At 67.1% G+C, this 23,012-nt stretch carries 25 protein-coding genes and 1 riboswitch; of the genes, 18 read left to right on the top strand and 7 right to left on the bottom strand.

Annotated features, from left to right (window positions below):
• Positions 1-30 precede the first annotated feature (30 nt).
• Both C7C57_RS07350 and C7C57_RS07345 read left to right on the top strand, forming a co-directional pair.
• Complete coding sequence (locus C7C57_RS07350; protein WP_121688975.1) at positions 31-1,062, top strand: App1 family protein; 1,032 nt, start codon at positions 31-33, stop codon at positions 1,060-1,062.
• Between the two features lie 117 nt (positions 1,063-1,179).
• Positions 1,180-2,223 carry an FUSC family protein gene (locus tag C7C57_RS07345; protein WP_187978139.1) on the top strand — a complete coding sequence of 348 codons (1,044 nt, stop codon included), beginning with the start codon at positions 1,180-1,182 and terminating at the stop codon, positions 2,221-2,223.
• 72 nt (positions 2,224-2,295) lie between these two features.
• Here the strand turns inward: C7C57_RS07345 and C7C57_RS07340 are convergent, their stop codons facing one another.
• Positions 2,296-2,685 (bottom strand): YchJ family protein, encoded by a 390-nt coding sequence (locus tag C7C57_RS07340; protein ID WP_030143712.1) that lies wholly within the window; start codon positions 2,683-2,685, stop codon positions 2,296-2,298.
• A gap of 60 nt (positions 2,686-2,745) precedes the next feature.
• Between C7C57_RS07340 and C7C57_RS07335 the strand changes: the two genes are divergently transcribed.
• Entirely contained in the window at positions 2,746-3,465 is a 720-nt protein-coding gene (locus tag C7C57_RS07335; RefSeq protein ID WP_187978138.1) for an SOS response-associated peptidase, read from the top strand.
• A gap of 85 nt (positions 3,466-3,550) precedes the next feature.
• Positions 3,551-3,679, top strand: a riboswitch (FMN riboswitch).
• Between the two features lie 71 nt (positions 3,680-3,750).
• Positions 3,751-4,446, top strand: coding sequence for a nicotinamide riboside transporter PnuC (gene pnuC, locus C7C57_RS07330; RefSeq protein ID WP_043321983.1), 696 nt, complete (start codon positions 3,751-3,753; stop codon positions 4,444-4,446).
• On the opposite strand, the gene C7C57_RS07325 is transcribed toward pnuC, so the two are convergent.
• Positions 4,443-5,366, bottom strand: coding sequence for an aldo/keto reductase (locus C7C57_RS07325; protein ID WP_187978137.1), 924 nt, complete (start codon positions 5,364-5,366; stop codon positions 4,443-4,445). The genes pnuC and C7C57_RS07325 overlap by 4 nt on opposite strands.
• Positions 5,367-5,556: 190 nt before the next feature.
• On the opposite strand from C7C57_RS07325, the gene C7C57_RS07320 reads away from it, so the two are divergent.
• On the top strand, positions 5,557-6,468 hold the full coding sequence (locus tag C7C57_RS07320; protein ID WP_187978136.1) for a ribosome-inactivating family protein: 912 nt from the start codon (positions 5,557-5,559) through the stop codon (positions 6,466-6,468).
• Here the strand turns inward: C7C57_RS07320 and C7C57_RS07315 are convergent.
• Entirely contained in the window at positions 6,465-7,079 is a 615-nt protein-coding gene (locus C7C57_RS07315) for a TetR/AcrR family transcriptional regulator (protein ID WP_187978135.1), read from the bottom strand. The two genes, C7C57_RS07320 and C7C57_RS07315, sit on opposite strands and share 4 nt — an antisense overlap.
• An 80-nt stretch (positions 7,080-7,159) precedes the next feature.
• On the opposite strand from C7C57_RS07315, the gene C7C57_RS07310 reads away from it, so the two are divergent.
• On the top strand, positions 7,160-7,510 hold the full coding sequence (locus tag C7C57_RS07310; protein WP_187978134.1) for an EthD domain-containing protein: 351 nt from the start codon (positions 7,160-7,162) through the stop codon (positions 7,508-7,510).
• A 70-nt stretch (positions 7,511-7,580) separates the two neighbouring features.
• On the opposite strand, the gene C7C57_RS07305 is transcribed toward C7C57_RS07310, so the two are convergent.
• The gene (locus C7C57_RS07305; RefSeq protein WP_187978133.1) at positions 7,581-7,910 is read right to left on the bottom strand and encodes a co-chaperone YbbN; all 330 of its coding nucleotides are present in this window, start codon (positions 7,908-7,910) and stop codon (positions 7,581-7,583) included.
• A 131-nt stretch (positions 7,911-8,041) separates the two neighbouring features.
• On the opposite strand from C7C57_RS07305, the gene C7C57_RS07300 reads away from it, so the two are divergent.
• From C7C57_RS07300 to C7C57_RS07265, 8 genes are all read left to right on the top strand, one after another.
• A complete protein-coding gene (locus C7C57_RS07300; RefSeq protein ID WP_187978132.1) occupies positions 8,042-9,025 on the top strand; it encodes a diaminopimelate dehydrogenase in 984 nt (327 codons plus the stop codon).
• 226 nt (positions 9,026-9,251) lie between these two features.
• A complete protein-coding gene (gene kdpF, locus C7C57_RS07295; RefSeq protein ID WP_121647648.1) occupies positions 9,252-9,341 on the top strand; it encodes a K(+)-transporting ATPase subunit F in 90 nt (29 codons plus the stop codon).
• Complete coding sequence (kdpA, locus tag C7C57_RS07290) at positions 9,341-11,002, top strand: potassium-transporting ATPase subunit KdpA (RefSeq protein WP_187978131.1); 1,662 nt, start codon at positions 9,341-9,343, stop codon at positions 11,000-11,002. Before kdpF ends, kdpA begins: the two co-directional genes overlap by 1 nt.
• A complete protein-coding gene (gene kdpB, locus C7C57_RS07285; RefSeq protein ID WP_187978130.1) occupies positions 11,002-13,134 on the top strand; it encodes a potassium-transporting ATPase subunit KdpB in 2,133 nt (710 codons plus the stop codon). Before kdpA ends, kdpB begins: the two co-directional genes overlap by 1 nt.
• 11 nt (positions 13,135-13,145) lie before the next feature.
• The gene (gene kdpC, locus C7C57_RS07280) at positions 13,146-13,736 is read left to right on the top strand and encodes a potassium-transporting ATPase subunit KdpC (RefSeq protein ID WP_187978129.1); all 591 of its coding nucleotides are present in this window, start codon (positions 13,146-13,148) and stop codon (positions 13,734-13,736) included.
• A complete protein-coding gene (locus C7C57_RS07275; protein WP_255505805.1) occupies positions 13,733-16,258 on the top strand; it encodes an ATP-binding protein in 2,526 nt (841 codons plus the stop codon). The genes kdpC and C7C57_RS07275 overlap by 4 nt, the downstream gene beginning before the upstream one ends.
• Before the next feature lie 22 nt (positions 16,259-16,280).
• A complete protein-coding gene (locus C7C57_RS07270; protein ID WP_187978128.1) occupies positions 16,281-16,970 on the top strand; it encodes a response regulator in 690 nt (229 codons plus the stop codon).
• 80 nt (positions 16,971-17,050) lie between these two features.
• Positions 17,051-17,758, top strand: coding sequence for a TetR family transcriptional regulator (locus C7C57_RS07265; protein WP_187978127.1), 708 nt, complete (start codon positions 17,051-17,053; stop codon positions 17,756-17,758).
• A gap of 93 nt (positions 17,759-17,851) precedes the next feature.
• Here the strand turns inward: C7C57_RS07265 and C7C57_RS07260 are convergent, their stop codons facing one another.
• Positions 17,852-18,223, bottom strand: coding sequence for a helix-turn-helix domain-containing protein (locus tag C7C57_RS07260; RefSeq protein WP_255505804.1), 372 nt, complete (start codon positions 18,221-18,223; stop codon positions 17,852-17,854).
• Between the two features lie 113 nt (positions 18,224-18,336).
• Here C7C57_RS07260 and C7C57_RS07255 point away from each other — a divergent pair, with 113 nt between their 5' ends.
• Together C7C57_RS07255 and C7C57_RS07250 are read left to right on the top strand one after the other, a co-directional pair.
• Entirely contained in the window at positions 18,337-18,726 is a 390-nt protein-coding gene (locus C7C57_RS07255; RefSeq protein WP_187978126.1) for a nuclear transport factor 2 family protein, read from the top strand.
• A 93-nt stretch (positions 18,727-18,819) separates the two neighbouring features.
• Entirely contained in the window at positions 18,820-20,358 is a 1,539-nt protein-coding gene (locus C7C57_RS07250; protein ID WP_255505803.1) for an MFS transporter, read from the top strand.
• Here C7C57_RS07250 and C7C57_RS07245 read toward each other — a convergent pair.
• Positions 20,355-20,843 (bottom strand): Lrp/AsnC family transcriptional regulator, encoded by a 489-nt coding sequence (locus C7C57_RS07245; RefSeq protein WP_081864054.1) that lies wholly within the window; start codon positions 20,841-20,843, stop codon positions 20,355-20,357. The two genes, C7C57_RS07250 and C7C57_RS07245, sit on opposite strands and share 4 nt — an antisense overlap.
• A 62-nt stretch (positions 20,844-20,905) precedes the next feature.
• On the opposite strand from C7C57_RS07245, the gene C7C57_RS07240 reads away from it, so the two are divergent.
• The gene (locus tag C7C57_RS07240) at positions 20,906-21,685 is read left to right on the top strand and encodes an AzlC family ABC transporter permease (RefSeq protein ID WP_223144798.1); all 780 of its coding nucleotides are present in this window, start codon (positions 20,906-20,908) and stop codon (positions 21,683-21,685) included.
• Complete coding sequence (locus tag C7C57_RS07235; RefSeq protein ID WP_187978125.1) at positions 21,682-22,014, top strand: branched-chain amino acid transporter permease; 333 nt, start codon at positions 21,682-21,684, stop codon at positions 22,012-22,014. The genes C7C57_RS07240 and C7C57_RS07235 overlap by 4 nt, the downstream gene beginning before the upstream one ends.
• 78 nt (positions 22,015-22,092) lie before the next feature.
• On the opposite strand, the gene C7C57_RS07230 is transcribed toward C7C57_RS07235, so the two are convergent.
• On the bottom strand, positions 22,093-22,920 hold the full coding sequence (locus tag C7C57_RS07230) for a phosphatase PAP2 family protein (protein ID WP_187978124.1): 828 nt from the start codon (positions 22,918-22,920) through the stop codon (positions 22,093-22,095).
• Positions 22,921-23,012 lie beyond the last annotated feature (92 nt).

Raw genomic sequence — 23,012 nt, 5'->3', positions numbered from 1 at the left:
GACGACACCGCACGTCACTCCCCCTCCGCGATGGTCTCGGCAACCATTCATCGCGCCGCCCGAATTGACGATGCCATTCTCGCCTGGCGAGAACGCCGCGGCCGCAAGCGCGGCTGGCGGGGAACCGTGGTCCCCTACACCGGGTACGGCTCGACCACCTGGGTGCGCGTGCTGTGTCGAGTGCTCCTCAGTGGAAGCACCACCCACCCGCAAACCCGCGAGCAGGATTCCTCCCGGCGCATTCGCGGCTGGCGCTCGTTCATCACCGTGCCGGTGGTGGACGCCGAGGTGATCGTCACCGTCGCCGGGGTGGAACACCGCCTCAGCGCCGACCGTGGCGGACTGATCGACGCGGTCATTCCCGCCGAGCTTGAGCCAGGTTGGCAGCAGATTACGCTCACCACCGAGGGGCACGAACCGGTGTCCGCCGACGTCTTTATCGTTGATCCCGAGGCACGCTTCGGGGTCATCTGCGACGTGGATGACACGGTCATGGTCACGGCCCTGCCGCGTCCGCTGGTCGCCGCCTGGAACACCTTTGTGCTGGATGAGCACGCCCGCGTCCCGGTTCCCGGCATGGCGGTGTTCCTGGACCGCATGGTGCGAGCCCGCCCCGGCTCCCCCATCATCTACCTCTCCACCGGTGCCTGGAATGTGGCCCCGACCCTGAACCGGTTCATGTCACGGAACCTGTATCCGGCCGGCGCGCTGCTGCTCACCGACTGGGGTCCCACCGTGGACCGCTGGTTCCGTAGCGGCCGCGACCACAAGGTGCAGAACCTCGACCGGCTCGCCAGCGAGTTCCCCAATATCCGCTGGCTCCTGGTTGGCGACGATGGTCAGCACGATGAGGACCTCTACCGCGACTTCTCCCAGGCTCATCCGGGCCAGGTGCGGGCCATCGCGATCCGACGCATGTCGACCGGTGAGGCCGTGCTGGCCGGCGGTCGCAGCCGTCACGACGATGTGGAAGACAGCGAGAGTGACGGCGTGCTGCGCCTCTCGGCACCCGACGGCGCCGGACTGCTGGCGCTGCTGAAGAACGCGCACCTGCCCGACTAGCCGGAACGCGGCACATGCCGAGGGCGGAATGCGTTTACCTCTTGACGCATGTTCACGGCGCGCGCCTAATCCGACGCGCCCCGCGTCGCCGAAGCATTCATCCGATATTCTGGGGGCATGCGCCTGACCTCTCTGATCCGCACCAGTTCGCGGATTCCCCTGCTTCAGGCGCTCAAGACGTCCATCGCCACCGTGCTTGCCTGGTTCGCCGCCTCGGCGGTGCTGCCCTCACAGATGCCCGTGTTTGCGGCGGTGGGCGCGCTGCTGGTAGTCCAACCGAGCCTGCACCAGTCGGCCGGTAAGGCAATCGAGCGCAGCATCGGCGTGATCGGCGGCGTGCTGATCGCCACCGGCGTCAACCTGGTGTTTGGCCTGCAGAGCTGGGCGATCCTCCTGGCCATCGTGATCTCGATCATGCTGGCCTGGGTCTTCCGACTCTCCCCCGGATCCTCGAACCAGATCCCGATCTCGGCGATGCTGGTACTGGCGATCGGCGGGGCGACCCCCGACTACGCCTGGCATCGAATCCTGGAGACCCTGATCGGTGTGGCGATCGGTTTTGTGGTCAATGCGGCGATCGTGCCCCCGGTGATCCTCGCCCCGGCCCAGCGCGAGGCCGCCCAGCTGGCCCAGTCGGTGGCGGCGCAGCTGGATGATCTGGCCGCGGCGCTTCCGGCTCAGCAGAGCCGTGCCGAGCTGGACTCGCTGATGATCTCGGCCCGGCTGCTGCGTCCGATGCGCGATAAGGCCCTGGCGGCGATTCGTGTGGGTGAGGAGTCACTCACCATGAACCCACGCCGCAGCAATCACCGGGATCGCCTCAACGAGACCAAGGCACTGATCCACACCCTCAGCGCACTGACCAACCGGGTTGTGGGCATGAGTCGCGCGTTCCACGACCACTACGATGACGGCCTGCGTGATGAACCCACCGTGCGTGCGATCGCCCAGGAACTCTCTCGCGCCGCCCATGACCTGCGCCTGCTCGCCGATGCCCGCATCCTCGACGGTCGCGATCCCGAGCTCTCGGTCCCGATCGAGGAACCCATGCTCACCGCGCCGATCACGATCCACAAGCCCAATCCGCTGCACTGGATCCTGATCGGCTCCCTGATGGAAGACCTCCGCCGCATCCGCGAGGAAATCACCGGGGACGCGTAGGCTCCGAGTCCCCGAGTCCCCGAGTCCGGTTATGCGCCGCCTCGGGATCGAGACCCAGCCGCGTAGCTCCGGTTATCCGATGGTGGGGTCGGCGTCGCGGTAGTACCAGCGGCCGTTTTCGCGGGTAAAGTGGCTGCGTTCGTGCTGGGTGCCCTTGCCGTCCGGGGAGCGGTAGTAGGCGGTGAATTCGACCGTGCCGACGCGGTCCAGCGGGCCGCCGGCGCTGGTGCCCTCGATGTCCAGGCGATACCAGCGCAGGTCGGGGTCGAGCTCGAGGGAACCGGGACGGGTATGCGGGTGCCAGGTGTGCAGCAGATAGTCCACATCGCCCACCGCAAACGCCGAGAAGCGCGAGCGCATCAGCGCCTCGGCCGTGGCCGCCGGGGTGCCCGCATGGGCGCGACCGCAGCACTCACCATAGGTGAGACCGCTCAGGCACGGGCAGCGCAGTGTGGGATCCATGCCCCAATTCTCCCACGATGTCCCCGCCAGCGGATAACATCTCTGGAAAGGGGGTATCGCATGTGTGGACGCTTTGCCATGGATGGTGAGATCAACAACATGATCGTCGAGTTCATCGAGGAGACCGGACGCGCCCCGGCCGAGTGGCGGCCGTCCTGGCAGCCCTCCTGGAACATCGCCCCGACCCAGCAGATCCCGATCCTGCTCGAGGCCACCCGGCCCGAACTCAATCGCGAGCTGCGCTTCGAGAGCGCATCCTGGTCGCTGGTCCCCCGCTGGTCGGAGACGCTGCGCCCGAAGTTCCCCACGTTTAATGCGCGGATCGAGACAGCCGCCGAAAAGCCCACGTTTCGGGCCGCGGTCAGGCATCAACGCGCCGTGGTGTTTGCCACCGGCTACTACGAGTGGCGCACCGAAGGCGGAGTCAAGGTGCCCTATTTCATCCGTCCCGCGACCCAGGAGATCACCGCGTTTGCCGGGCTCTACTCCTGGTGGCCGGACCCCGCGCTCCCGGAGAGTGATCCGGCGCGCTGGCACCTCACCGCGACCATCCTGACCCAGCCCACCGCTCCCAACCTGGCCGAGATTCACGACCGCAATCCGGTATTCCTCCCCCGGGAGCTGTGGCTACCCTGGATCGACAGCACCGTCGCCGGCGACGCCGCCCTGCTCGGCACCGTGGCCGAGGCCGGTTCCGCCTGGGCGCGGGAGTTTCGTGTGGATCGGGTCGGGCCGGTCCGCGGAAACGGCCCCGAACTCATCGACCCGCTGGCCGCCTAGCGGCACCCACGAACGTCAAAAATCGTCATCCCCGCGGACCCCGCAAGCCTGCGGAACAAAATCCACGGGGGTCGCGTTAGACTGATCGAGTGCTCCGGGGTCGGTGTAATTCCGAACCGGCGGTGATAGTCCGCGAACCGCATGGGAAACTTTGTGGCCGAATCGGTGAAATTCCGATACCGACAGTGAGAGTCTGGATGAGAGAAGCACGCTTTGGTGTTTGTTGACGTTTAGCATTCCCTTGGTATTTCCCCCGCAGTTTCGCACGCGGAAGGAGAAAAACCATTGAACGTCATCACCTGGCTCTTTGACGCCCAGCTTCACATCGGATCCCAGACGATCCTCTGGCGCGAAATCATCGGCAACGTCTTCGGGCTGATCTGCGCGATCGGCGGCATGCGTCGCAAGTCCTGGGCTTGGCCGGTCGGTATCATCGGCAACCTGCTGCTGCTCACGGTGTTCCTGGGCGCTGTGTTCCACACCCCGAACCCCACAAACCTGCTGGGTCAGGCCGGACGACAGATCATGTTCCTGATCGTCGCCGTGTACGGCTGGATCCGCTGGCATCAGTCCCGCGGGGGCCAGGCCGTGGCGATCTCGCCGCGCTGGGCCAGCGGGAAGCAGCGCATCTTCCTGGTGGTCGCCCTGGTGGGTGGCACCGCGATCCTCACGCCGGTGTTCCGCGCGCTGGGATCCTTCGAGCCGGTCTGGGCCGACGCCTGGATCTTCATGGGCTCGCTGCTCGCCACCTACGGGATGGCCCGCGGGTGGGTCGAGTTCTGGCTGATCTGGGTTGCCGTGGACGCCGTGGGTGTGCCGCTGCTGGTCAGCGCCGGCTACTACGCCTCGGCGTTTATGTACCTGTTCTACGGAGCCTTCACGCTGATCGGATTCTTTGTCTGGTGGCGGATCAACCGGGTCGAGTCGGCCGCCCGCGCGCTCCTCGACACCGATTCGGCCATGCCGGTGCTGCGCGGCTAGCCACGAGCAAGCTCGGCGGTGATCAGGTTGATCGCCGTCGAGTCGTGTGCCAACCGGATTATCTCCAGGTTCGCATGAAGCTGCTCGGGCTGTACCGCCCCAATCACCACGCCGGCAACGTCCTCGTGGTGGAGAGTCCAGGCCTGGGCGACCTGTTCTGGGCCCACCCCGAGCGCACCCGATGCGCGCCTGAGCGCCCGCAGCGAAGCGCGCAGCTCGGCCAGGCCGGGGATATCTCGCCCCTGATCGCTCGGCTCGTTGTCGAATTCCTCCCCCGTGACATCGGGCGCATCCTCAAAGGGCGGAGCCCAGGCGATCTGGGCGATCCCCAGTTCGCGAGTCGCGGGCAGGACCTCGGGCTCAATCGCGCGCCACAGCGGTGAGTACAGGGCGAGGTTGGACACCAGCCGAATGCCCAGGTCCTCGGCCATCGCGTAGCCGGCCCGCAGCTGCTCGGCGTTCCACTCGCTCACCCCGATGAAGCGCGCCTTACCGACCCGCACCACCTCGGCGAACGCCCGCATGGTCTCCTCCAGCGGGGTATCCACATCGAACCGGTGCGCCTGATAGACATCCACGTAGTCGGTACCCAAACGGATGAGTGACTCGTCGATCGAGGCCTGGATCTGCGCCCCGGACAGCCCTCGGTCGGGTCGCCGCAGCCGGTCTCCGGGCCAATACACCCGAGTGAAAATCTCCAGGCTGTCTCGCCGCTCATGTTTCAGGACTCGGCGCATCAGATCCTCGGCGGTGCCATCGGCGTTATCGCAGGTGTCGAAGGTGGTGATGCCCGCATCGAGCGCGGCGCAGATTGTTTCCATCGCCACGGCCTCGTCGGGAAGCCGGGGGTGGGTGAGCCAGTTGCCGTAGATCAGTTCCGAAACGGCGAGCGAGGTGTCGCCGATGTAGGTTTTCAACATACGGCTAACAGTAGTTAGTCGATGACCATTAAAAGCTGGGAATTTGCCCGATTTCCGCGTCAAATAGCCCGTCTCCGTTATGAAATATCGGTTTTTCGACGCGCCGATCATCGCCGTCGAGATTCATGTATAACTTTCCCTTGTCGAGAACTAACACCCGTTAGTTCAGAAGTTCAGCAAAGGAAAACTCATGCGCCTCAAACGCCACACCCTGATCGGGGCGGCGACGGCGGTCGCGACCGCGGTCGCCCTCGTCGCCGGCTCACTTCTCCCCACCTCCGCCGCCCTCGCCGATCCCCCGGACTTCCCCGCGGTAGCGGATGCCTGGATGAACATCGGCGACGCCGCATCCTGGTCCCAGGGCACCCAGTACTACCAGTTCATCGATAGCGTGCGCCACGCGGCCGGGCATGACTACCGCCCCGGAGTACTCGAATCCACCCGCACCGATGGCCTCATCCGAGTCACTCTCGGGGCCGGCAACACCCGGGTCATCCTGTGGCTCACCGCGGGCAACCTCTACCTGCGCGGATTCACCGCCGCGAACGGTGCCACGTTTGGATTCGGTGACTACGACCTGCGCGGCGAGTTACTCACCCGCCACCTCCTGCATGGCACCTATGAGCGACTCGCGTTTGACAGCGACTACACGTCGCTGGCCCAGGCCTCGGGACGCAACCGCGACACCATGCCGCTGTCCTTCGGCGGAATCCGTGGAGCGGTCCTGGATCTTGGCGGCGCGACCACGGCGTCCGGACACCAGCGTCCGGTGATCGCCCGTGGACTCCTACTGCTGGTTCAGTTCGTCTCCGAGGCCGCCCGCTTCTACGAGATCTACGGCGTCATGTGGCGCATGATGGCAACCCCCGACACCCTACTGGGCCTCACCCCGTTCCAGATGACCCTGGAGAACAACTGGGGCAGCATCTCTAATTTTGGGCATCAGATCAGCAATAATCCGGCCACGCCGCCACTTCGGATCGGAACCGGAATCACGGTTTCCACGTTCCTTCACGTGGCGAATTTGATCGCGATCCTCTTTGTGGGAACCGGCACATTTGCCGGCACCGAGAGCGGAAATCCCTCGCGGACCGAGCTCTAGTCACCACACACCTGGCGGATGGCGTTGCGCACCAGCGCCCGCTCATCCAGCCAGGGGAACCCGGGAATCGTTGTCATCAGCACGGTGATTCCGTGGAGGGCAGCAAACAGGGTCTGCGCGCTGAGCATGAGGTCCGCCTCCGAGGCCTTCGCCCCGGCGGGGGTATCGCGGATGGCGCTCAGCAGGACGCGAAAGGCGCGCAGACCCTCGTCGTAGCGGTGCGGCGGGGTGGCCACATTCTGCGCCGCGCGCTCGAACATGATCGCGTACTGCCCCGGATTTTCCCGGGCAAAACGAAGATAGCTCAGGCCCAGCTCATCCACGCCCTCGATGCCACCACTCGTCTGGGCCGCGGTGACCTCAAGCGCCTCCCGGAAGCGGGTGAACGAGCGGGTGACCACGATATCGAGAATTGCGTCTCGGTCGTCAAAGTGTGGGTAGATCGACGGGGCGGCGATACCCGCCTCACGGGCGATCGCCCGGAGGGTGAGCGCCTCACTGGACCCGGTCGTGGCCAGCAGCCGTTCGGCGGCGTCGAGGATTTCGGTGCGGAGATTGGACCCGAAGCCACGCTTATTGGCGATCCGATCCGATGACGTTCCAGTACCCATGCTGTCAGTCTACTGAGTGCGGGGTTGCGACCCCTCGCCGAACGTAGACTTACACGTGTTAGTTTACGAATGGAGACCCCATGATCAAGTTCACCATCCTCATCCGCCGCAACCCCGCGCTGACCCATGAGGAGTTCATTACCTACCATCGAGACCGGCATGCCCCGCTCTTCATGTCGCTGGACTGCGTGCGCGATAATGTCCGCCGCTACGTGCAACAGCACGGCCTCCCGGTCGCACTGCCGGGGCTTCCGCCGGTGACCTTCGACGGGGCCACCGAGCTGTGGTTCGACGACTTGGAGGGCATCGGTCGGGTGTTCGAAGACCCCGAATACCTGGCGATCATTCGCCCAGATGAGGAGCGCTTCATCAACCTGCTGGGCTGTGAATTTTTGGTCACCGAGGAGCACTTGGTCCACCCCGGCGCCTAGGGCAACACACGGGGCTCGGCCGCTTCATCGCACAGACGAAGCGGTCGAGCCTTCGGTTTCCCCTCCGGGACTAGCAGGCCCCCGCTTGACGCACCTCGATCAGGGCACCGTCGATGTCGGCGGCGGTCAGCACGTCGGCGCGCGAGTAGACCAGGTGTCCCCCGCGATAGATCAGCGTGGTCGGGATCGAACGCACACCCAGTTTCTGGGCGAGCTCAGGCTGGGCGACGGTGTCCACCGAACCGTAGAACACATCCGGGTGCGCCGCCGAGGAGGCCCGAAACACATCGGCAAAGGCCAGACAGGGCCCACACCAGGCGGCCCACAGGTCAAGAATCACCAGGCGGTTGGATTCAAGAACGGATTCGAAGGACTCGGTGGTCACCGGCGTTACGGACATGGTTCCATGCTAAACCCGCCGCCATACCTCGGTGCACGAGCGTGCACCCCGCCGCCGGGGCGCGGGGGCGCTGCGCTAGGGTGGGGGTTCGTTTATCCGGGAGCGCCCCGGCGCGGTAAGGGAGCAGCAGCATGACACAGCAGATTCGGGTCGGCATCGTGGGGTACGGAAACCTCGGACGCGGGGTCGAGGCCGCGCTCTCCCTGAACCCGGATCTGGAACTCGTGGGCGTCTTTACCCGGCGCGATCCCGAAACCCTGATCCCAGCCCGCCCCGAGACTCGGGTGTTCGGAATCGATGCCCTGGACGGCCTCGAGGACCGGATCGACGTCCTCATCCTCTGCGGCGGCTCCAAGGACGACCTGCCGGTCCACGGCCCCGAACTCGCCGCCCGGTTCAGCACGGTGGACAGCTTTGACACCCACGCCCGCGTGCCCGAGTACTTTGCGGCGATGGATGCCGCGACCTCCGGCGAGCGCGTGGCGATTATCTCGGTGGGCTGGGATCCCGGCCTGTTCTCGATCAACCGGCTGTACGGCGAGGCGATCCTCCCCGACGGTGATACCCATACGTTCTGGGGCCGGGGCCTCAGCCAGGGACACTCGGACGCGATCCGCCGCATCCCCGGTGTCGCCGCGGGCGTGCAGTACACGATTCCCTCCGAGGAGGCGATTTCCCGGGTTCGCTCCGGCGAGCGCCCGACCCTCTCCACCCGGGACAAGCACACCCGTGAGTGCGTGATCGTGCTGGAGGACGGCGCCGATGAGGAAGCCATTCGCCGGGCGATCACCACCATGCCGCACTACTTCGACGAGTATGACACCACGGTCACCGTGATCGACGGCGAGGAGTTCAACCGGGAGCACCGGGCGATGCCTCACGGCGGGTTTGTGATCCGCAGCGGGCAGTCGTCCCCGGGAACCTCCCAGGTGATCGAATACCGGCTCGCCCTGGACTCCAATCCCGAGTTCACCGCGAGCGTACTGGTGGCCTACGCCCGCGCCGCCGCAAGGCTGCGCGCCCGGGGACAGTTTGGTGCCCACTCGGTGCTGGATATCGCCCCGGCGCTGCTCTCCCCGGACTCCCCCGAGACGCTGCGAGCACGCCTGCTCTAGCCCGGTGTTAAGAGCGCGTTAAGAAAGCGCAGTGTGGTGTCAGGACGGCGTTAAGACGATCCCTACACGATCCGTTCCCGAGGTTACCTAGAGAGGCAACCCGCCCGAACCGTTCGGGACCGGGGGTTCCGTCTCGGGAGATTTTCGTGTTAGACATCCTCTTTATCGGCATCACCATCGCGTTCTGCGCGCTGTGTGCGTGGGCCGCTCGTGGAATCGAGAAGCTATGAGCCTCGACTCCATCACCGGACTCGTTCTGATTGTCCTGGCCCTCGGTTATCTGACCGTGGCCCTGCTGCACCCGGAGCGCTTCTGATGGCCGCGCTGATCCCGGGGATCCTGCAGATCCTCCTCGTTTTCGCCGCACTCGCGCTCTGCTACCGCCCGCTGGGCGACTACATGGCGCGGGTGTTCACCACGACGAGCCACTGGCGGGTAGAGCGAGCGATCTATCGCCTCGGAGGCATCAACCCCGACGCCGAACAGGGCTGGCGCTCCTACCTGCGCTCGCTGCTGTGGTTCTCGCTGGTTTCCATCCTGCTGCTCTACCTGATCGTGCGCACCCAGTCGGTGCTGCCCTTCGCCGGTGGACACACCGGGCTGACCCCCGACCAGGCCTGGAACACGGCCGTATCCTTTGTGACCAACACCAACTGGCAGTCCTACTCCGGTGAGGCCGCGCTCGGCGTGACCGCGCAGGCCGTAGGTCTGGCCGTCCAGAACTTCCTCTCCGCCGCGGTGGGTATCGCCGTGGCCGTCGCGCTGTTCCGCGGCCTGGCCCGCACCGAAACCAGCCAGCTGGGCAACTTCTGGGTGGACCTGGTGCGCGGCAGCGTGCGCATCCTGCTGCCGCTGTCAACGGTCTTCGCGATTGTGCTGCTGGCCGGTGGCGTGGTTCAGAACCTCGCCGACCCGGTCACCGTGCACACCCTCGGCGGCGCGGTTCAGCACATCCCCGGCGGAACGGTGGCCTCCCAGGAGGCGATCAAGAACCTCGGAACCAACGGTGGCGGCTACTTCAACGCCAACGCCGCCCACCCCTTCGAGAACCCCAGCGCCTGGACCAACCTGCTGCAGGTGTTCCTGATGCTGCTGATCCCGGTGGCCCTGACCCGCACCTTCGGCGTGATGATCGGCAGCAAGAAGCACGGCTACGCGATCCTCTCGGCCATGGGTATCCTCTACATCGCCTCCCTGGCCGGCGTTATCGCCTCCGAACTGGTCAACGCCAGCGGAGCCCTGCACGCCGCCGGTTCGGCGCTCGAAGGCAAGGAGCTGCGCTTCGGCGTGATCGGCTCGGACTTCTTCGCGGTCAGCACCACGATGACCTCGACCGGTGCCACCGACGCCGCACACTCAAGCTTCACCCCGCTGGGTGGCGGACTGCTGGTGCTCAACATGGTGCTCGGTGAGATCTCCCCCGGTGGTGTCGGATCGGGCATGTACGGCATGCTGATGATCGCGATCCTCTCGGTCTTCATCGCCGGCCTGATGGTTGGACGCACCCCCGAATACCTGGGCAAGAAGATCGGCCCCAGCCAGATGAAGCTCGCCTCGCTGGCCATCCTGGTGATGCCCGCGACCGTGCTGATCGGCACCGCGGTGGCCTTCTCGCTGCCCAGCGTGCGCGCCTCCCTCAGCACCAGCGGGCCCCACGGCCTGACCGAGCTGCTGTACGCGTTTGTCTCGGCGGCCAATAACAACGGTTCGGCCTTCGCCGGGCTGAGCGCCAACACCCCGGTGCTCAACGTGATGCTGGGCCTGGTGATGCTCGCCGGTAGATTCCTGCCGATCATCCTGGTCCTCGCCCTCGCCAGCACCTTCGCCGAGCAGCGCCGCGTGCCAGATACCGCCGGTACCCTGCCGACCCACCGTCCGCTCTTCATCGGCGTGATGGCCGGTGTGGCACTGCTGGTGTCCGCACTGACCTTCCTGCCGGCCCTGGCGCTCGGCCCGATCGCCGAGGCGCTCGGCTAATGACTACCCCCACCACAGAAACAACCTCGGATCCTCTAGGGAGCACCGTGTCCACGTCCACCACTACCTCAGCAAAGCCATCCGCGGCGGCCACCGCCCGCACCAGCGGCGGCGCGTTTAGCCCCCGCCAGATGGTGTCCTCCATCCCCGCGGCCCTGCGCAAGCTCGACCCGCGCATCATGATCAAGACCCCGGTCATGTTCCTGGTCGAGGTGGGTGCAGCCTTCACGACCGTGATGGCAATCATCAGCCCGAGCCTGTTCGCCTGGGGCATCGCGATCTGGCTGTGGCTCACCGTGGTCTTTGCCAACCTGGCCGAGGCCGTGGCCGAGGGCCGCGGCCGGGCCCAGGCCGACTCGCTGCGTGCCGCCCGTACCACCACGACCGCGGCGCGGCTGGACGCCGGCGGTCACATCGAGATTGTCCCGGCGACCGCGCTGCGCCGCGACGACCGGGTGCGCGTTCGGGCCGGAGAGGTCATCCCCGGCGACGGCGACGTGATCGAGGGTGCCGCGACCGTGGACGAGTCCGCGGTGACCGGCGAATCCGCCCCGGTGATCCGCGAGTCCGGTGGCGACCGCTGTGCCGTGACCGGCGGCACCCGGGTGCTCTCGGACACCATCATCGTGCAGATCACCAGCGAACCCGGCGAAACCTTCCTCGACCGGATGATCGCCCTGGTCGAGGGGGCCACCCGGCAAAAGACCCCCAACGAGATCGCGCTGAACATCCTGCTGGCCGTGCTGACCATCATCTTCCTGCTGGTGATCCTCAATCTCCAGCCGCTGGCGATCTTCTCCGGGGCCCGGCAGTCGCTCATCGTCCTGACCGCGCTGCTGGTCTGCCTGATCCCCACCACGATCGGCGCGCTACTCTCGGCCATCGGTATCGCCGGGATGGACCGTCTGGTTCAGCGCGGCGTGCTGGCTCGCTCGGGCCGTGCGGTCGAGGCCGCAGGCGACGTCAGCACCCTGCTGCTGGATAAGACCGGCACGATCACCGAGGGTGACCGCAAGGCCACCGGCCTGCTGCCCGTGACCGGCGTGAGCGCCGATGATCTGGCCCGCGCCGCCCGCCTCTCATCCCTCGCCGACGAAACCCCCGAGGGCCGCTCGGTGGTGACCTATGCCGAGGAGCAGTTCCCCGCCCAGAGCGCGATCGCCGCCCCGGCCGACGCCGAGTTTGTGCCCTTCCAGGCCAAGACCCGGATGAGCGCGATCGTGTTGCCCACCGGCGAGAAGATCGTCAAGGGTGCCACCAACGAGGTCCTGGCCTGGGTCGAGGCGCATGAGGGCACCGTGCCCGCCGATGCGCGCACCATCGCCGATGAGGTCTCCGCCGGGGGTGGCACCGCCCTGGTGGTGGCCACCCACGCCCCCGAGATGCCCGCCCGGGTGCTCGGCGTGATCCGCCTGTCGGACATCGTCAAGGCCGGCATGCCCGAGCGCTTTGCTCGACTGCGGGCGATGGGGATCCGCACGGTCATGATCACCGGTGACAACCGGCTGACCGCGCAGGCCATCGCCGCCGAGGCCGGGGTTGATGACTTCCTGGCCGAGGCGACCCCCGAGGATAAGCTCGCCCTGATCCGCCGCGAACAGGAGGGTGGCCACCTGGTCGCCATGACCGGTGACGGTACCAACGACGCCCCGGCCCTCGCCCAAGCCGACGTGGGTGTCGCGATGAACACCGGCACCTCCGCCGCCAAGGAGGCGGGCAACATGGTGGACCTCGACTCGGACCCCACCAAGCTGATCGAGATTGTCGAGATCGGCAAGCAGTTGCTCATCACCCGCGGCGCGCTCACCACCTTCTCGATTGCCAACGACGTGGCCAAGTACTTCGCGGTGATCCCGGCCATGTTTGTGGCCGCGTTCCCGGGCCTTGCGGCGCTCAACATCATGGGCCTGCACTCCCCCGAGTCGGCGATCCTCTCGGCGGTGATCTTCAACGCCCTGGTCATCATCGTGCTCATCCCGCTGGCCCTGCGCGGCGTGCGCTACCGTCCCCAGGCGGCGGCCAAGCTGCTCGGCCACAACCTGCTCGTGTTTGGTGTGGGCGGGCTGATCATCCCCTTCCTCGGGATCAAGGTCATCGACCTCATCCTGACCCTCATCCCCGGTCTGAACTAAGGCTTAAGAACATGTCTGCATCCTCCTCACTGCGCTCCTTCGGGACCGCGCTGCGCACCCTCCTGGTGCTCACGGTCCTGCTGGGTATCCTCTACCCGGCGGCCATCCTCCTGGTGGGACGGGCTATGCCCGCGGCCGCCGACGGCTCGCTGGTTTCCGACCATGGCAAAGTGGTGGGATCCTCGCTGATCGGCCAGGACTTCACCGGTGACACCTGGTTCAACCCGCGCCCCTCGGCGGGCAAGTACGACGCCCTGAACTCCGGTGCCTCCAACCTCGCCCCCACCTCCAAGGACCTGGCCAAGCAGATCGACGATCTGCGCGCCCAGGTGGCCAAAACCGAGAACGTGTCCCCGGAGAAGGTTCCCGCCGATGCGCTGACAGCCAGCGCGTCGGGCCTCGACCCGGACATCTCCCCGGAGTACGCTCGGCTACAGAGCGCACGCGTGGCCGCCGCCCGTCACCTCTCCGAGGAGACCGTGGCCAGACTCGTGCGCGAACACACCGAGGAACCGCTACTGGGGTTCATCGGCGTCCCAACCGTCAACGTGCTGGAGCTGAACCTGGCTCTTGAGCATGCCGCAGGAAGCGAGGCTCAGTGAGCGAACGGGTAGCCCGTGGCACCCTCAAGGTCTACCTCGGTTTCGCGCCGGGCGTGGGAAAAACCTTCACCATGTTGAAGGATGCCCACGACCGGCACGCGGCCGGGGTCGACGTGGTGGTGGGGCTGATCGAGGACCACGGTCGGGAGCGCACCCGCGAGCTGCGGGCGGGCATCCCGGCGATTCCGCTGCGCGAGGTGTCCTACCGCGGCGGCAGCTTCCGCGAGCTCGACGTCGATGCGATCCTGGCACGCAAACCCACGCTGGCCATCGTGGACGAGCTGGCCCACAGCGTGGTGCACACCGAGGGCACCACCGGCGGTCCCGAGAAGCGCTGGGAGGAGGTGCAGACCCTGCTGGATGCGGGGATCAACGTCTACACGACCCTGAACATTCAGCACCTGGAATCCCTCAACGACGTGGTCACCGCGATCACCGGGATCACCCAGCGCGAGACCATTCCCGACCGGGTGTTGCGCGCCGCCGACGAGATCGAGCTGGTGGACCTCACTCCGGATGAGCTGCGCGCCCGACTCGGCGCCGGACACGTGTATCCGGCCAACCGGGTGGACGCCGCCCTCGCCAACTACTTCCGGATCGGCAACCTCACCGCCCTGCGCGAACTCGCGCTGCTGTGGCTCGCCGATCAGGTCGACGAGCTGCTGGAAAAGTACCGCACCCAGAAGAGCATCAACACCACCTGGCCCGCCCGCGAGCGCATCGTGGTCGCGGTGACCGGCGGCCCGGAAACCGAGACGCTGCTGCGCCGCGGGGTCCGCATCGTGGGACGGATCGCCGGACGCGAGCTGCTCGCCGTACACGTGATCCAGGACGACGGCCTGCGCGCCTCCGACGCCACCGCGCTGGCCCGCGCCCGCACGCTGGTGGAGGAGCTCGGCGGCACCTGGCACACCGTGGTGGGTGAGGACCCGGCAAAGGCCCTGCTCGACTTTGCCCGCTCGGTCAACGCTTCCCAGCTGGTGCTCGGCGTCAGCCGCTCGGGCTGGCTGCGCCGTCTGCGCGGACCGGGCATCGGCTCGCGCGTGATCGCCGCGGCCGGCAATATCGACGTGCACATGGTCACCCATCAGGCCGCGCACGGCAAACGCGAACCGCGCGCCCGTCGCGGGGCCGCGCTGACCCGCTCGCGCCGGATCGCCGGCTGGATCGCCGCCCTGGCCGGTCCGGTCGTGGTCACCGCGCTCTTCCTCAGCTTCGGTCCCGGTGCCACCTCGCTCAGCCTGACCCTGCTCGGCTACATCACCCTGGTGGTGTTTGTGGCGCTGCTCGGCGGATTCTGGCCGGCGATCACCGCCGCACTGGTGGGCACCGCGCTGGTCAACTGGTTCTTCACCCCGCCCGTGCACACCCTGACCATCTACCAGAGCGAGAACGTGGTCGCGCTGGTGCTGTTCCTGCTGGTGGCCGCCGGGGTGGCGCGCGTGGTGGACCTCGCCGCGCGGCGCACCACCGAGGCCGCCGCGGCCCAGGCCCAGGCGGCACTGCTCTCCGAGCTGGCCGGGGGCGTGCTGCGCGAGGGAGCCTCGGTCCAGTCGCTGCTCGACAGCCTGCGCGAAACCTTCAGTCAGGACGCGGTCACCCTGGCCTCGCATAATCCCGAACCCACCGGCGCCGATGTGTGGCAGGCCGTGGCGACCTCGGGACCCGCGTGTCAGGGTCCGGGCTCGGCAACCAGCACGATCCGGATCGACAAGACCCACGCGCTGCTGCTGGTGGGCACGCCGGTTTCGGCCTCCGATCAGCGGGTGCTCGAGGCCTATGCGGGCCGCCTACTCGGCGTCCTCGCCCAGGATGAGCTGGACCGTGCCCGGGTGCAGGCCCAGGAGCTCGCCGCCGGCAACTCGATCCGCACCGCGCTGCTGGCCGCGGTCTCCCATGACCTACGCACGCCGCTGGCCGGGATCAAGGCCGCGGTGTCGAGCCTCCGGTTGCCGGATGTGGAGTTCAGCGCCGAGGATGAGGCCGCCCTGCTGCTCACCATCGAGGACTCCACCGACCGGCTCAACACCCTGGTCACCAACCTGCTGGACATGAGCCGGATTCAGGCCGGGGAGATCCGACTCGAACAGGCACCCCTGGAGGCCACCGACGTGGTGGCCGGCGCCCTGGCCGCGTTGCCCGGGGATCCCGACATCTCGCTGTCGATCCCCGAGGATCTGCGCCTGCTCGGCGACTACGGGCTGCTGGTGCGCATCCTCGCCAACCTGCTGGATAACGCCCTCAATCACGGTGCCGGCGCCCAGGTCGGAGTGTCCGGCGGCCGGGTCGAGGATCGGGTGGAGCTGCGCGTGATCGATCACGGACCGGGCATCCCCCGCACCGAACAGGACACGGTGTTCCGCCCGTTCCAACGCCTGGGCGATGCCCCCGCCGGAACCGGAATCGGCCTGGGACTCGCCGTGGCGCGGGGCCTGACCGAGGGAATCGGTGGCACGCTGGACGTGGAGGAAACCCCCGGCGGCGGCGCCACCATGGTTCTGACCCTGCCCTCCGCCCCCTAACCCCGCCCGAAAGGAGCACACCGTGAGTACGGTTCTTGTGGTTGAAGACGATGCCAACATCGCCCGCGCCCTGCTGGTGAACCTGCGGGCGCGCGGCTACCGGGCGCTGCACGCCCCCGACGGCACCCGCGCCCTGGACCTCGCCGCCCACGAACACCCCGACGTGATCCTGCTGGATCTCGGCCTGCCGGATGTGAGCGGGCTCACGGTGATTCGCGGGATCCGTGGCTGGTCGCGGGTGCCGATCCTGATCGTGTCCGCGCGGCAGGAGTCCGCGAGCAAGATCGAGGCGCTAGACGCCGGGGCCGACGACTACGTGACCAAGCCGTTTGCGATGGACGAGCTGCTCGCCCGGTTGCGGGCGGCCCTGCGTCGCGGCACGCCCGAACGGGCCGAGGCGAGCGTGACCACTGCCGATGGGCGACTCGAAATCGATCTGGCCACCAAGCGGGTCCGGGTCGAGGGCACCCCGATCAGCCTGACCCCCACCGAGTGGCTGCTGGTCGAGCAGTTTGCGCGCAATCCCGAGCGGCTGCTCAGCCAGACCGAACTGCTACACGCGGTGTGGGGTCCCGAGTATGGCCGGGAAACCAACTATCTTCGGGTGTACCTCTCCCAGATTCGGCAGAAGCTGGAGGCCGATGGTTCGCGCCCCCGCTACTTCGTGACCGAGCTGGGCATGGGGTACCGGTTTACCCCCTCGGGCGGCTAGGTTCCCCCACGCCGTATACACTCACGCAACACCCAAGCACAATCCCCTAAACTGGGACAGCCCTTCGAAAGGAGCCGTCCATGACGAGCGATCGACTCCCCCAGTCCGACAGCACCACCCCCGCCGGCGAAATCACCGGCATGCGCCGCGCACCGCGCCAGGAGCGCAGCGAAAAGCGGGTGACCCTGATCCTGGACACCTTTGCCCAGCTGATCGACGAGGTGGGCTACTCGGCCATTTCGCTCTCGCTGCTGGCTCGCCGGGTGGGCATGTCCGGCCCCGGAATCTACCGCTACTTCGACGGCCTGCCCGCCGTGGCCCGTGCGCTAGCCACCCGCAACCAGGAGCGCGTGTTCGAGGCGATCGTGGCCCGCATCTCGCACCGGCCCGAGGCCGACTGGGACGAGGCCGTGACCGATGTGATCGCCGGCTACGCCGACTTCTTCCGCACCGAGCCGGGATTCCGCTGGCTGCGACTGGGCAACATCATCGATGAGCACCAGGACGATGCCACCGAAACCAACCGGATGATCGCCGCCCGCCGCGTGGGCGAGCTGTTCGCCAACCACTTCAACGTGGTCCCGCGTCCCGACTTTGGCCGCCACATCGAGGTGGTTGTGGAGGTCACCGACTCGCTGGTCTCGCGGGCGTTTGAACTCTCCCCCGAGGGCGACGAGTTCTTCCTCACCGAATCGGCACGCATGGTGGTCACCTACGTGGGCGACTACCTCGAGCGCACCCGCCCCGAGGGCTCCCCGGGCACCCCGCCCAAGACCCCTAAGCCCTAAACACCGGCGGCCCACACACTGGCAGCCCAAGCACCGGCAGCCTAAACACCGTCGGCTGCGGAGCCCTGCGAGGCTCCGTCTCCACACCTCCGGCTAGGACGCGCGCGAGATCCCCGCCAGGATCGCCTCATCGGCGGCGCTGTCATAGCGATCGCGGTTGTCCAGGACGTCCTCGATATGGGATTCGGCCCACACCTGGAGCGCCTTCAGGGGTTCCTCGAGCGTGCGTCCCAGTTCGGTGAGGGCATAGCGTCCGTCGTCGCGGATCAGCATGCCGTCGCGCTCCAGGGAGCGCAGCGTATCGGTGAGCACCTTCTTGCTGATGCCTTCGATCCGGGTGTGCAGCTCGCCAAAACGGGCGGGCCCGGGGACCAGGCTGATCACGATCATCGCCGTCCACTTATTGGCAATCTGCGCGAGCGAGGTGCGCGAGGGGCAGCTGCGCGAAAAAATGTTCCACTCCACAGGTCTTCCATTCACTCCGGGTTGACCCTAGCCTAGTGCCGAGATGCCGGTTACGTTGAAGTAACCGAATGCATCATGACATAACTGTCCTAGGACAACCCCAAGGAGAAATCATGAGCATTCCCGCCGCCTACCAGCGCTACGAAGACGCCCTCGCCACCGGAGACATGGCAGCCCTGGCCGCCGCCCTGCACCCCGCGGTTGTATGGCACCAGCCGGGCACCAACCCGCTCTCCGGCGACCACGTGGGACCCGACGCCGTGCTCGCCCTGCTGGGTGGGTTCATGGAGCGCAGCCAGGGCACCTTCGCCCTGCAGACCCAGACCCGCATGGTCAACGGTGACACCGTGGCCACCACCGTGGCCTTCTCGGCACAGCGTCCCGGACGTACCGACCTGGGCATGAACGGGGTGGATGTGTTCCGCATCGCCGATGACCGCATCGCCGAAATCTGGCTCTTCAGCACCGACCAGGAAGCCGAAGACGCCTTCTGGCAGGACTAGGGTGTCGGGGCGCCCGTGAACACTGGATAAACGGGCGCTTTCACCCCCTCCTCACGGCGTTTTCAAATCGATTCGACCACTACAGTTAAACGTGTGAGTGTTTCCCCTTCCCCCGCACAGGATTCCCTGTTTTCCCGCCGTTTTTTGAGTGTCACCCTGGGTGCCTGCGCCCTGGTATTTCTGGGTGCGTTTGAATCGATGGCGGTGACCACCATCATGCCCGTGATCAGCGCCGATCTGAACGGGCAATCCCTCTATGCTCTGGCCTTCGCCGGCCCCCTGTCCACCGGCATCATCGGCATGGTCGTGGCCGGCAACTGGGCCGACCGCTCGGGCCCCACCCGGCCGCTCCTGGGCGCGGTCACGATGTTCACCATCGGCCTGATCGCCTCGGGCCTGGCCACCGCGATGTTCCCGTTCCTGCTGGGCCGCCTGGCTCAGGGCATGGGTGGCGGCGCGATCACCGTGGCCCTCTACGTGATGGTCGCCCGGGCGCTGCCCCCGCGCCTGCACCCGCCGATGTTTGCCTGCTTCTCCGCCGCCTGGGTTTTGCCCTCGCTGGTGGGACCGGTGATTGCCGGATTTGTGGCCGACACCTGGAGCTGGCACTGGGTCTTCCTGGGGGTTGTGGTCCTCGTGGTGTGCGCCCTGGCGCTGGTCACCCCGACGCTGCGCCGTCTCTCGGCCAGTGAGCACACGCTGCGCGCGGCGGATGCCGACGGCACCGCCCCGGTACGCGCCGCCTGGGACGCCCCGCGCATCCTCTGGGCCACCCTGGCCGCCGTGTCCGTGCTCACCCTGAGCCTGGCCGGCGAGCAGGGCCCCGGCGGCCTAGTGGTCGCCGTGGTTGCCCTGGTGATCGGGCTGATCGCCGTGCGCCCGCTGCTGCCCGCCGGCGTCCTGGGACTGCGCCGGGGACTGCCCGGCGTCATCCGCATGCGCGCGGTGGTCGCCGCCACCTTCTTCGGCGCCGAGATCTACGTGCCCTACCTGCTGATCGAGCACTACGACTTCTCCCCCACCGCCGCGGGCTTCGCGCTCACCGGTGGCGCCGTGAGCTGGGCCGTGGGATCGGCGCTGCAGGGACGGATGGGCGACCGCCTGCCCAACGCCTTCATCGCCCGCAGCGCCCCGATCATCGCGTTTGTGGCGATCGGCGGACTGTTTGTGGTCGCGCTACTGCACCTCTCGCCGTGGATCGCCCTGGGCGCCTGGACCCTCGCCGGTCTCGGCGTGGGCATGCTCTACCCGCGCCTGGGTGTGCTGACCCTGGCCCACTCGACCCCCACCAACCAGGGCTTCAACTCGGCGGCACTGACCATCGCCGACTCCTTCGGAAGCGCCATCTCGCTGGCCATCGCCGGGGTGCTGTTTAGCTCGGCCCTGATCGGCGGCAGCGGACCATTCCTGCTGGTCTTCGCCTTCACCGCGGCACTGGCACTGGTCGCGCTGGCGATCTCCTCGCGGATGCTCGGCGGACTGCCGGCGAGCGTGGAACCCACGCCGACGATGCCGGTCACCGTGGTGCCCGCGGATCCGCACACCGGCCCGATTACGCTGATCTCCGCCGAGGAGATCGCCGTGCACACCGGGACCATCACGATTGTCGCGCCGACTCAGCCCGAGGACTAGGGCTCAAACGAGCGCGCATCCCCCTCGGGTAGCGTGTCGGTGAACAGCTTCATGGTGAGGTGGGAGTCCACCCGGGTCACCGGGGAGAGCGTGGACAGCTTGGACGTGAGGAACATCTCGTAGGCATCCGAATCGGACACGGCCACCCGGATGTAGTAGTCGGGACGGCCGAACATCCGGCGCAGCTCCACCACCTCGGGCATCGCGATGACGTCCTGCTCGAACTTCTCCATGGTGACCCGGTCGTTCACCCCGATGTCCACCGCCACAACCACCTCAAAACCGCGCCCCATCGCGGTGTAGTCAACCTGAGCACCGTAGCCGGCGATGATGCCCGCCTCCTCCAGTCGACGTACGCGTCGCAGGCACGGAGGCGGGGTCAGGCCGACTCGACGTGCCAAATCCACGTTGGACATCCGTCCGTCTCGCGCAAGCAGTAACAATATCTCTTGATCGATGGCGTCCAGGGCGGGTTTGTTGCTCATAATTACCATTCTAGGTTCATATCGGGTACAAAATAAGCCACGCTTTTTCCTAAAATTGCGTTGTGACCACTGAACCCGCACCCACACCCCGGCGTGGCGCTCGACCCCGCCCAGACGGACGTCGGGCGCGTCTCGGGCAGCTCAGGCTGGCGTTTTTTGATACCGCGGGTGCCGGCGGCGCACTGTTCCCGCTCGGACTCGCCTTCGGCTTGCTGGTTTCCCAGGCGGGACTGGACTGGTGGTGGGCCACGATCTTCACCGCCGTCGTCTATGCGGGATCGCTCGAGTTCATCCTGGTGGGCCTGGTGCTGATCGCCGCACCACTCTCCACGATTGCGCTGACCTCCCTGGTGGTCAACGTCCGCCACGTCTTCTACGCGCTCTCCTTCCCGATCCAGCGGGTGCGTCCGGGCCTGGGCAAGCTGTACTCGGCGTATGCGATGACCGACGAGGCCTATGCGATCACCACCGGTCGTCCCCGGGAGAACTGGACCGGCACCCGCATCATCGGCGTCCAGGTGCTCTGCCAGCTCTACTGGGTGCTCGGCGCGACCGTCGGCGCGCTGGCCGGGAACCGGCTGGACCTCCACCTCCCCGGCCTGGAATTCACACTGACGGCCCTGTTTGTGGTGCTGGCCATCGAGGCATTCCGCGCCCGCCGCGACATGCCCACCGCGATCATCGCCCTGCTATCGGGCCTGATCGGGATCGCGCTGTCCCCCGAACACATGCTGCCGATCGCGATGTCGCTGCTGACCGCCGGGCTCCTGGTCCGCTTCTGGATGCGCACTCGCCGCGCACAATCCACGCCGCACGCGGACCACCCGGAGGAGGAACGATGATCGATCCCGGCTATCTCCTGGCCACCGTGCTGGTGGCCGGCGGCATCACGTTTGCCCTGCGCGCGGTTCCCCTGCTCGCGGTTACCCCGCTTCGGCACAGCGCCGCCGTGCGCTATCTCGCCGAGGAGCTGCCCGCGGGCATCATGATCGTGCTGGTGCTCTATTGCCTGCGGGATCTGGATGTCACCAGTGCCTCCCCCGCCCTGCCCACGCTCATCGCGCTGAACGTCACGATCGGGCTCCAGCTCTGGAAGCACAACGCGCTGCTGAGCATCTTCGCGGGCACCGCGGTCAACGTGCTACTGCTCTCGACGGTGCTCCCGGCCTAGGGTCAGATCCGCGCCTCGATCGAAGGCACCACGCTCGAGACACCGGAGCCGCGCGCGGCTCGGCACGGGCCTACCCGGCTAGCGCCGGCCGCGCACCGGGATCCGCAGCAGCGAGACCAGGGCAAGCACCCAGAGCGCGGCGCCGCCGCCGGCAATCTCCCCGGCCAGCATCACGCGGGTGTTCAGCCCGGCACCGAGCCCGGCCACCCCCACCGCAAACGCCACCGCGAACGCCAGCGTCCCCAGCACCATGAAGAGGGTGCGCACCAGGCGCAGCCCGCGGGTGCCGGATTCCACCGGGCCGCGTGCGGGACGAATGACGGTTCCCAGGGCCAGCGTGCCCAGCGACAGCGCGAAACCGCCAAAGACGTCGCTGGGGCGGTGCCAGCCAAACATGAGTAGCTGGGCACTGATGGTGATCAGCAGCGGGGCGCTCAGCAGCATCACGATCCAGCGTCCGGTGGAGGGCAGCATCAGGATCAGCGCCATCACCAGAACCGACACCACCGCCGCGTGCCCGCTGGGGAACGAGTTCCCTGGGTTTTCCAGGTGGAATTCGGGACGCTCCAGGAACACGTTCTTCAGCGCCTTGGCCGAGAGCACGGACACCCCGATCGCCAGCACCGCGTGGATCGCACCCCCGATTCCCGAGCGGAACAGGGCGATCAGCGCGATCACCACCGCGATGATGCCGATGGACTGCAGGCTGACCCAGTCCAGCGGCGGCGGAACGTTGCTGGAGAGGGTCGAGGCACGCAGGAGTGCATTTTCGGCACGCTGCCCGACATCGTTCTGCACCCCGAGCAGATAGGTCGCGACAAACACGGCGAGGGCGATCACAAAGACGATGATCGCGCGTCCGCGCGCGCCAAGGCGGGCGCGGGACGGGGACGGGTTGGGCGACATAGGGGGAGCTTTCTCGGTGGCCCGAGGGCCGGGAACGTGCGGGGAAGGCTTCCACCCTATGACAGCCAGCCTGAGAGTTTCGGGATCGCCCC

It is taken from the genome of Mycetocola sp. JXN-3 (assembly GCF_014522285.1).
Classification (GTDB): Bacteria; Actinomycetota; Actinomycetes; order Actinomycetales; family Microbacteriaceae; genus Mycetocola; species Mycetocola saprophilus.
This window is presented reverse-complemented; position numbering and strand designations above follow the sequence as displayed.

What these genes read in the sequence shown, in the direction of transcription:
- C7C57_RS07315 (WP_187978135.1), bottom strand. Translation starts at nt 7,079, where the DNA reads ATGGGTACTGGAACGTCATCGGATCGGATCGCCAATAAGCGTGGCTTC.
- C7C57_RS07265 (WP_187978127.1), top strand. Translation starts at nt 17,051, where the DNA reads ATGACGAGCGATCGACTCCCCCAGTCCGACAGCACCACCCCCGCCGGC.
- C7C57_RS07320 (WP_187978136.1), top strand. Translation starts at nt 5,557, where the DNA reads ATGCGCCTCAAACGCCACACCCTGATCGGGGCGGCGACGGCGGTCGCG.
- C7C57_RS07325 (WP_187978137.1), bottom strand. Translation starts at nt 5,366, where the DNA reads ATGTTGAAAACCTACATCGGCGACACCTCGCTCGCCGTTTCGGAACTG.
- C7C57_RS07345 (WP_187978139.1), top strand. Translation starts at nt 1,180, where the DNA reads ATGCGCCTGACCTCTCTGATCCGCACCAGTTCGCGGATTCCCCTGCTT.
- C7C57_RS07310 (WP_187978134.1), top strand. Translation starts at nt 7,160, where the DNA reads ATGATCAAGTTCACCATCCTCATCCGCCGCAACCCCGCGCTGACCCAT.
- C7C57_RS07235 (WP_187978125.1), top strand. Translation starts at nt 21,682, where the DNA reads ATGATCGATCCCGGCTATCTCCTGGCCACCGTGCTGGTGGCCGGCGGC.
- C7C57_RS07305 (WP_187978133.1), bottom strand. Translation starts at nt 7,910, where the DNA reads ATGTCCGTAACGCCGGTGACCACCGAGTCCTTCGAATCCGTTCTTGAA.
- kdpA (WP_187978131.1), top strand. Translation starts at nt 9,341, where the DNA reads ATGGCCGCGCTGATCCCGGGGATCCTGCAGATCCTCCTCGTTTTCGCC.
- C7C57_RS07340 (WP_030143712.1), bottom strand. Translation starts at nt 2,685, where the DNA reads ATGGATCCCACACTGCGCTGCCCGTGCCTGAGCGGTCTCACCTATGGT.
- C7C57_RS07335 (WP_187978138.1), top strand. Translation starts at nt 2,746, where the DNA reads ATGTGTGGACGCTTTGCCATGGATGGTGAGATCAACAACATGATCGTC.
- kdpF (WP_121647648.1), top strand. Translation starts at nt 9,252, where the DNA reads ATGAGCCTCGACTCCATCACCGGACTCGTTCTGATTGTCCTGGCCCTC.
- C7C57_RS07255 (WP_187978126.1), top strand. Translation starts at nt 18,337, where the DNA reads ATGAGCATTCCCGCCGCCTACCAGCGCTACGAAGACGCCCTCGCCACC.
- C7C57_RS07300 (WP_187978132.1), top strand. Translation starts at nt 8,042, where the DNA reads ATGACACAGCAGATTCGGGTCGGCATCGTGGGGTACGGAAACCTCGGA.
- C7C57_RS07245 (WP_081864054.1), bottom strand. Translation starts at nt 20,843, where the DNA reads ATGAGCAACAAACCCGCCCTGGACGCCATCGATCAAGAGATATTGTTA.
- C7C57_RS07350 (WP_121688975.1), top strand. Translation starts at nt 31, where the DNA reads ATGGTCTCGGCAACCATTCATCGCGCCGCCCGAATTGACGATGCCATT.
- kdpB (WP_187978130.1), top strand. Translation starts at nt 11,002, where the DNA reads ATGACTACCCCCACCACAGAAACAACCTCGGATCCTCTAGGGAGCACC.
- C7C57_RS07230 (WP_187978124.1), bottom strand. Translation starts at nt 22,920, where the DNA reads ATGTCGCCCAACCCGTCCCCGTCCCGCGCCCGCCTTGGCGCGCGCGGA.
- kdpC (WP_187978129.1), top strand. Translation starts at nt 13,146, where the DNA reads ATGTCTGCATCCTCCTCACTGCGCTCCTTCGGGACCGCGCTGCGCACC.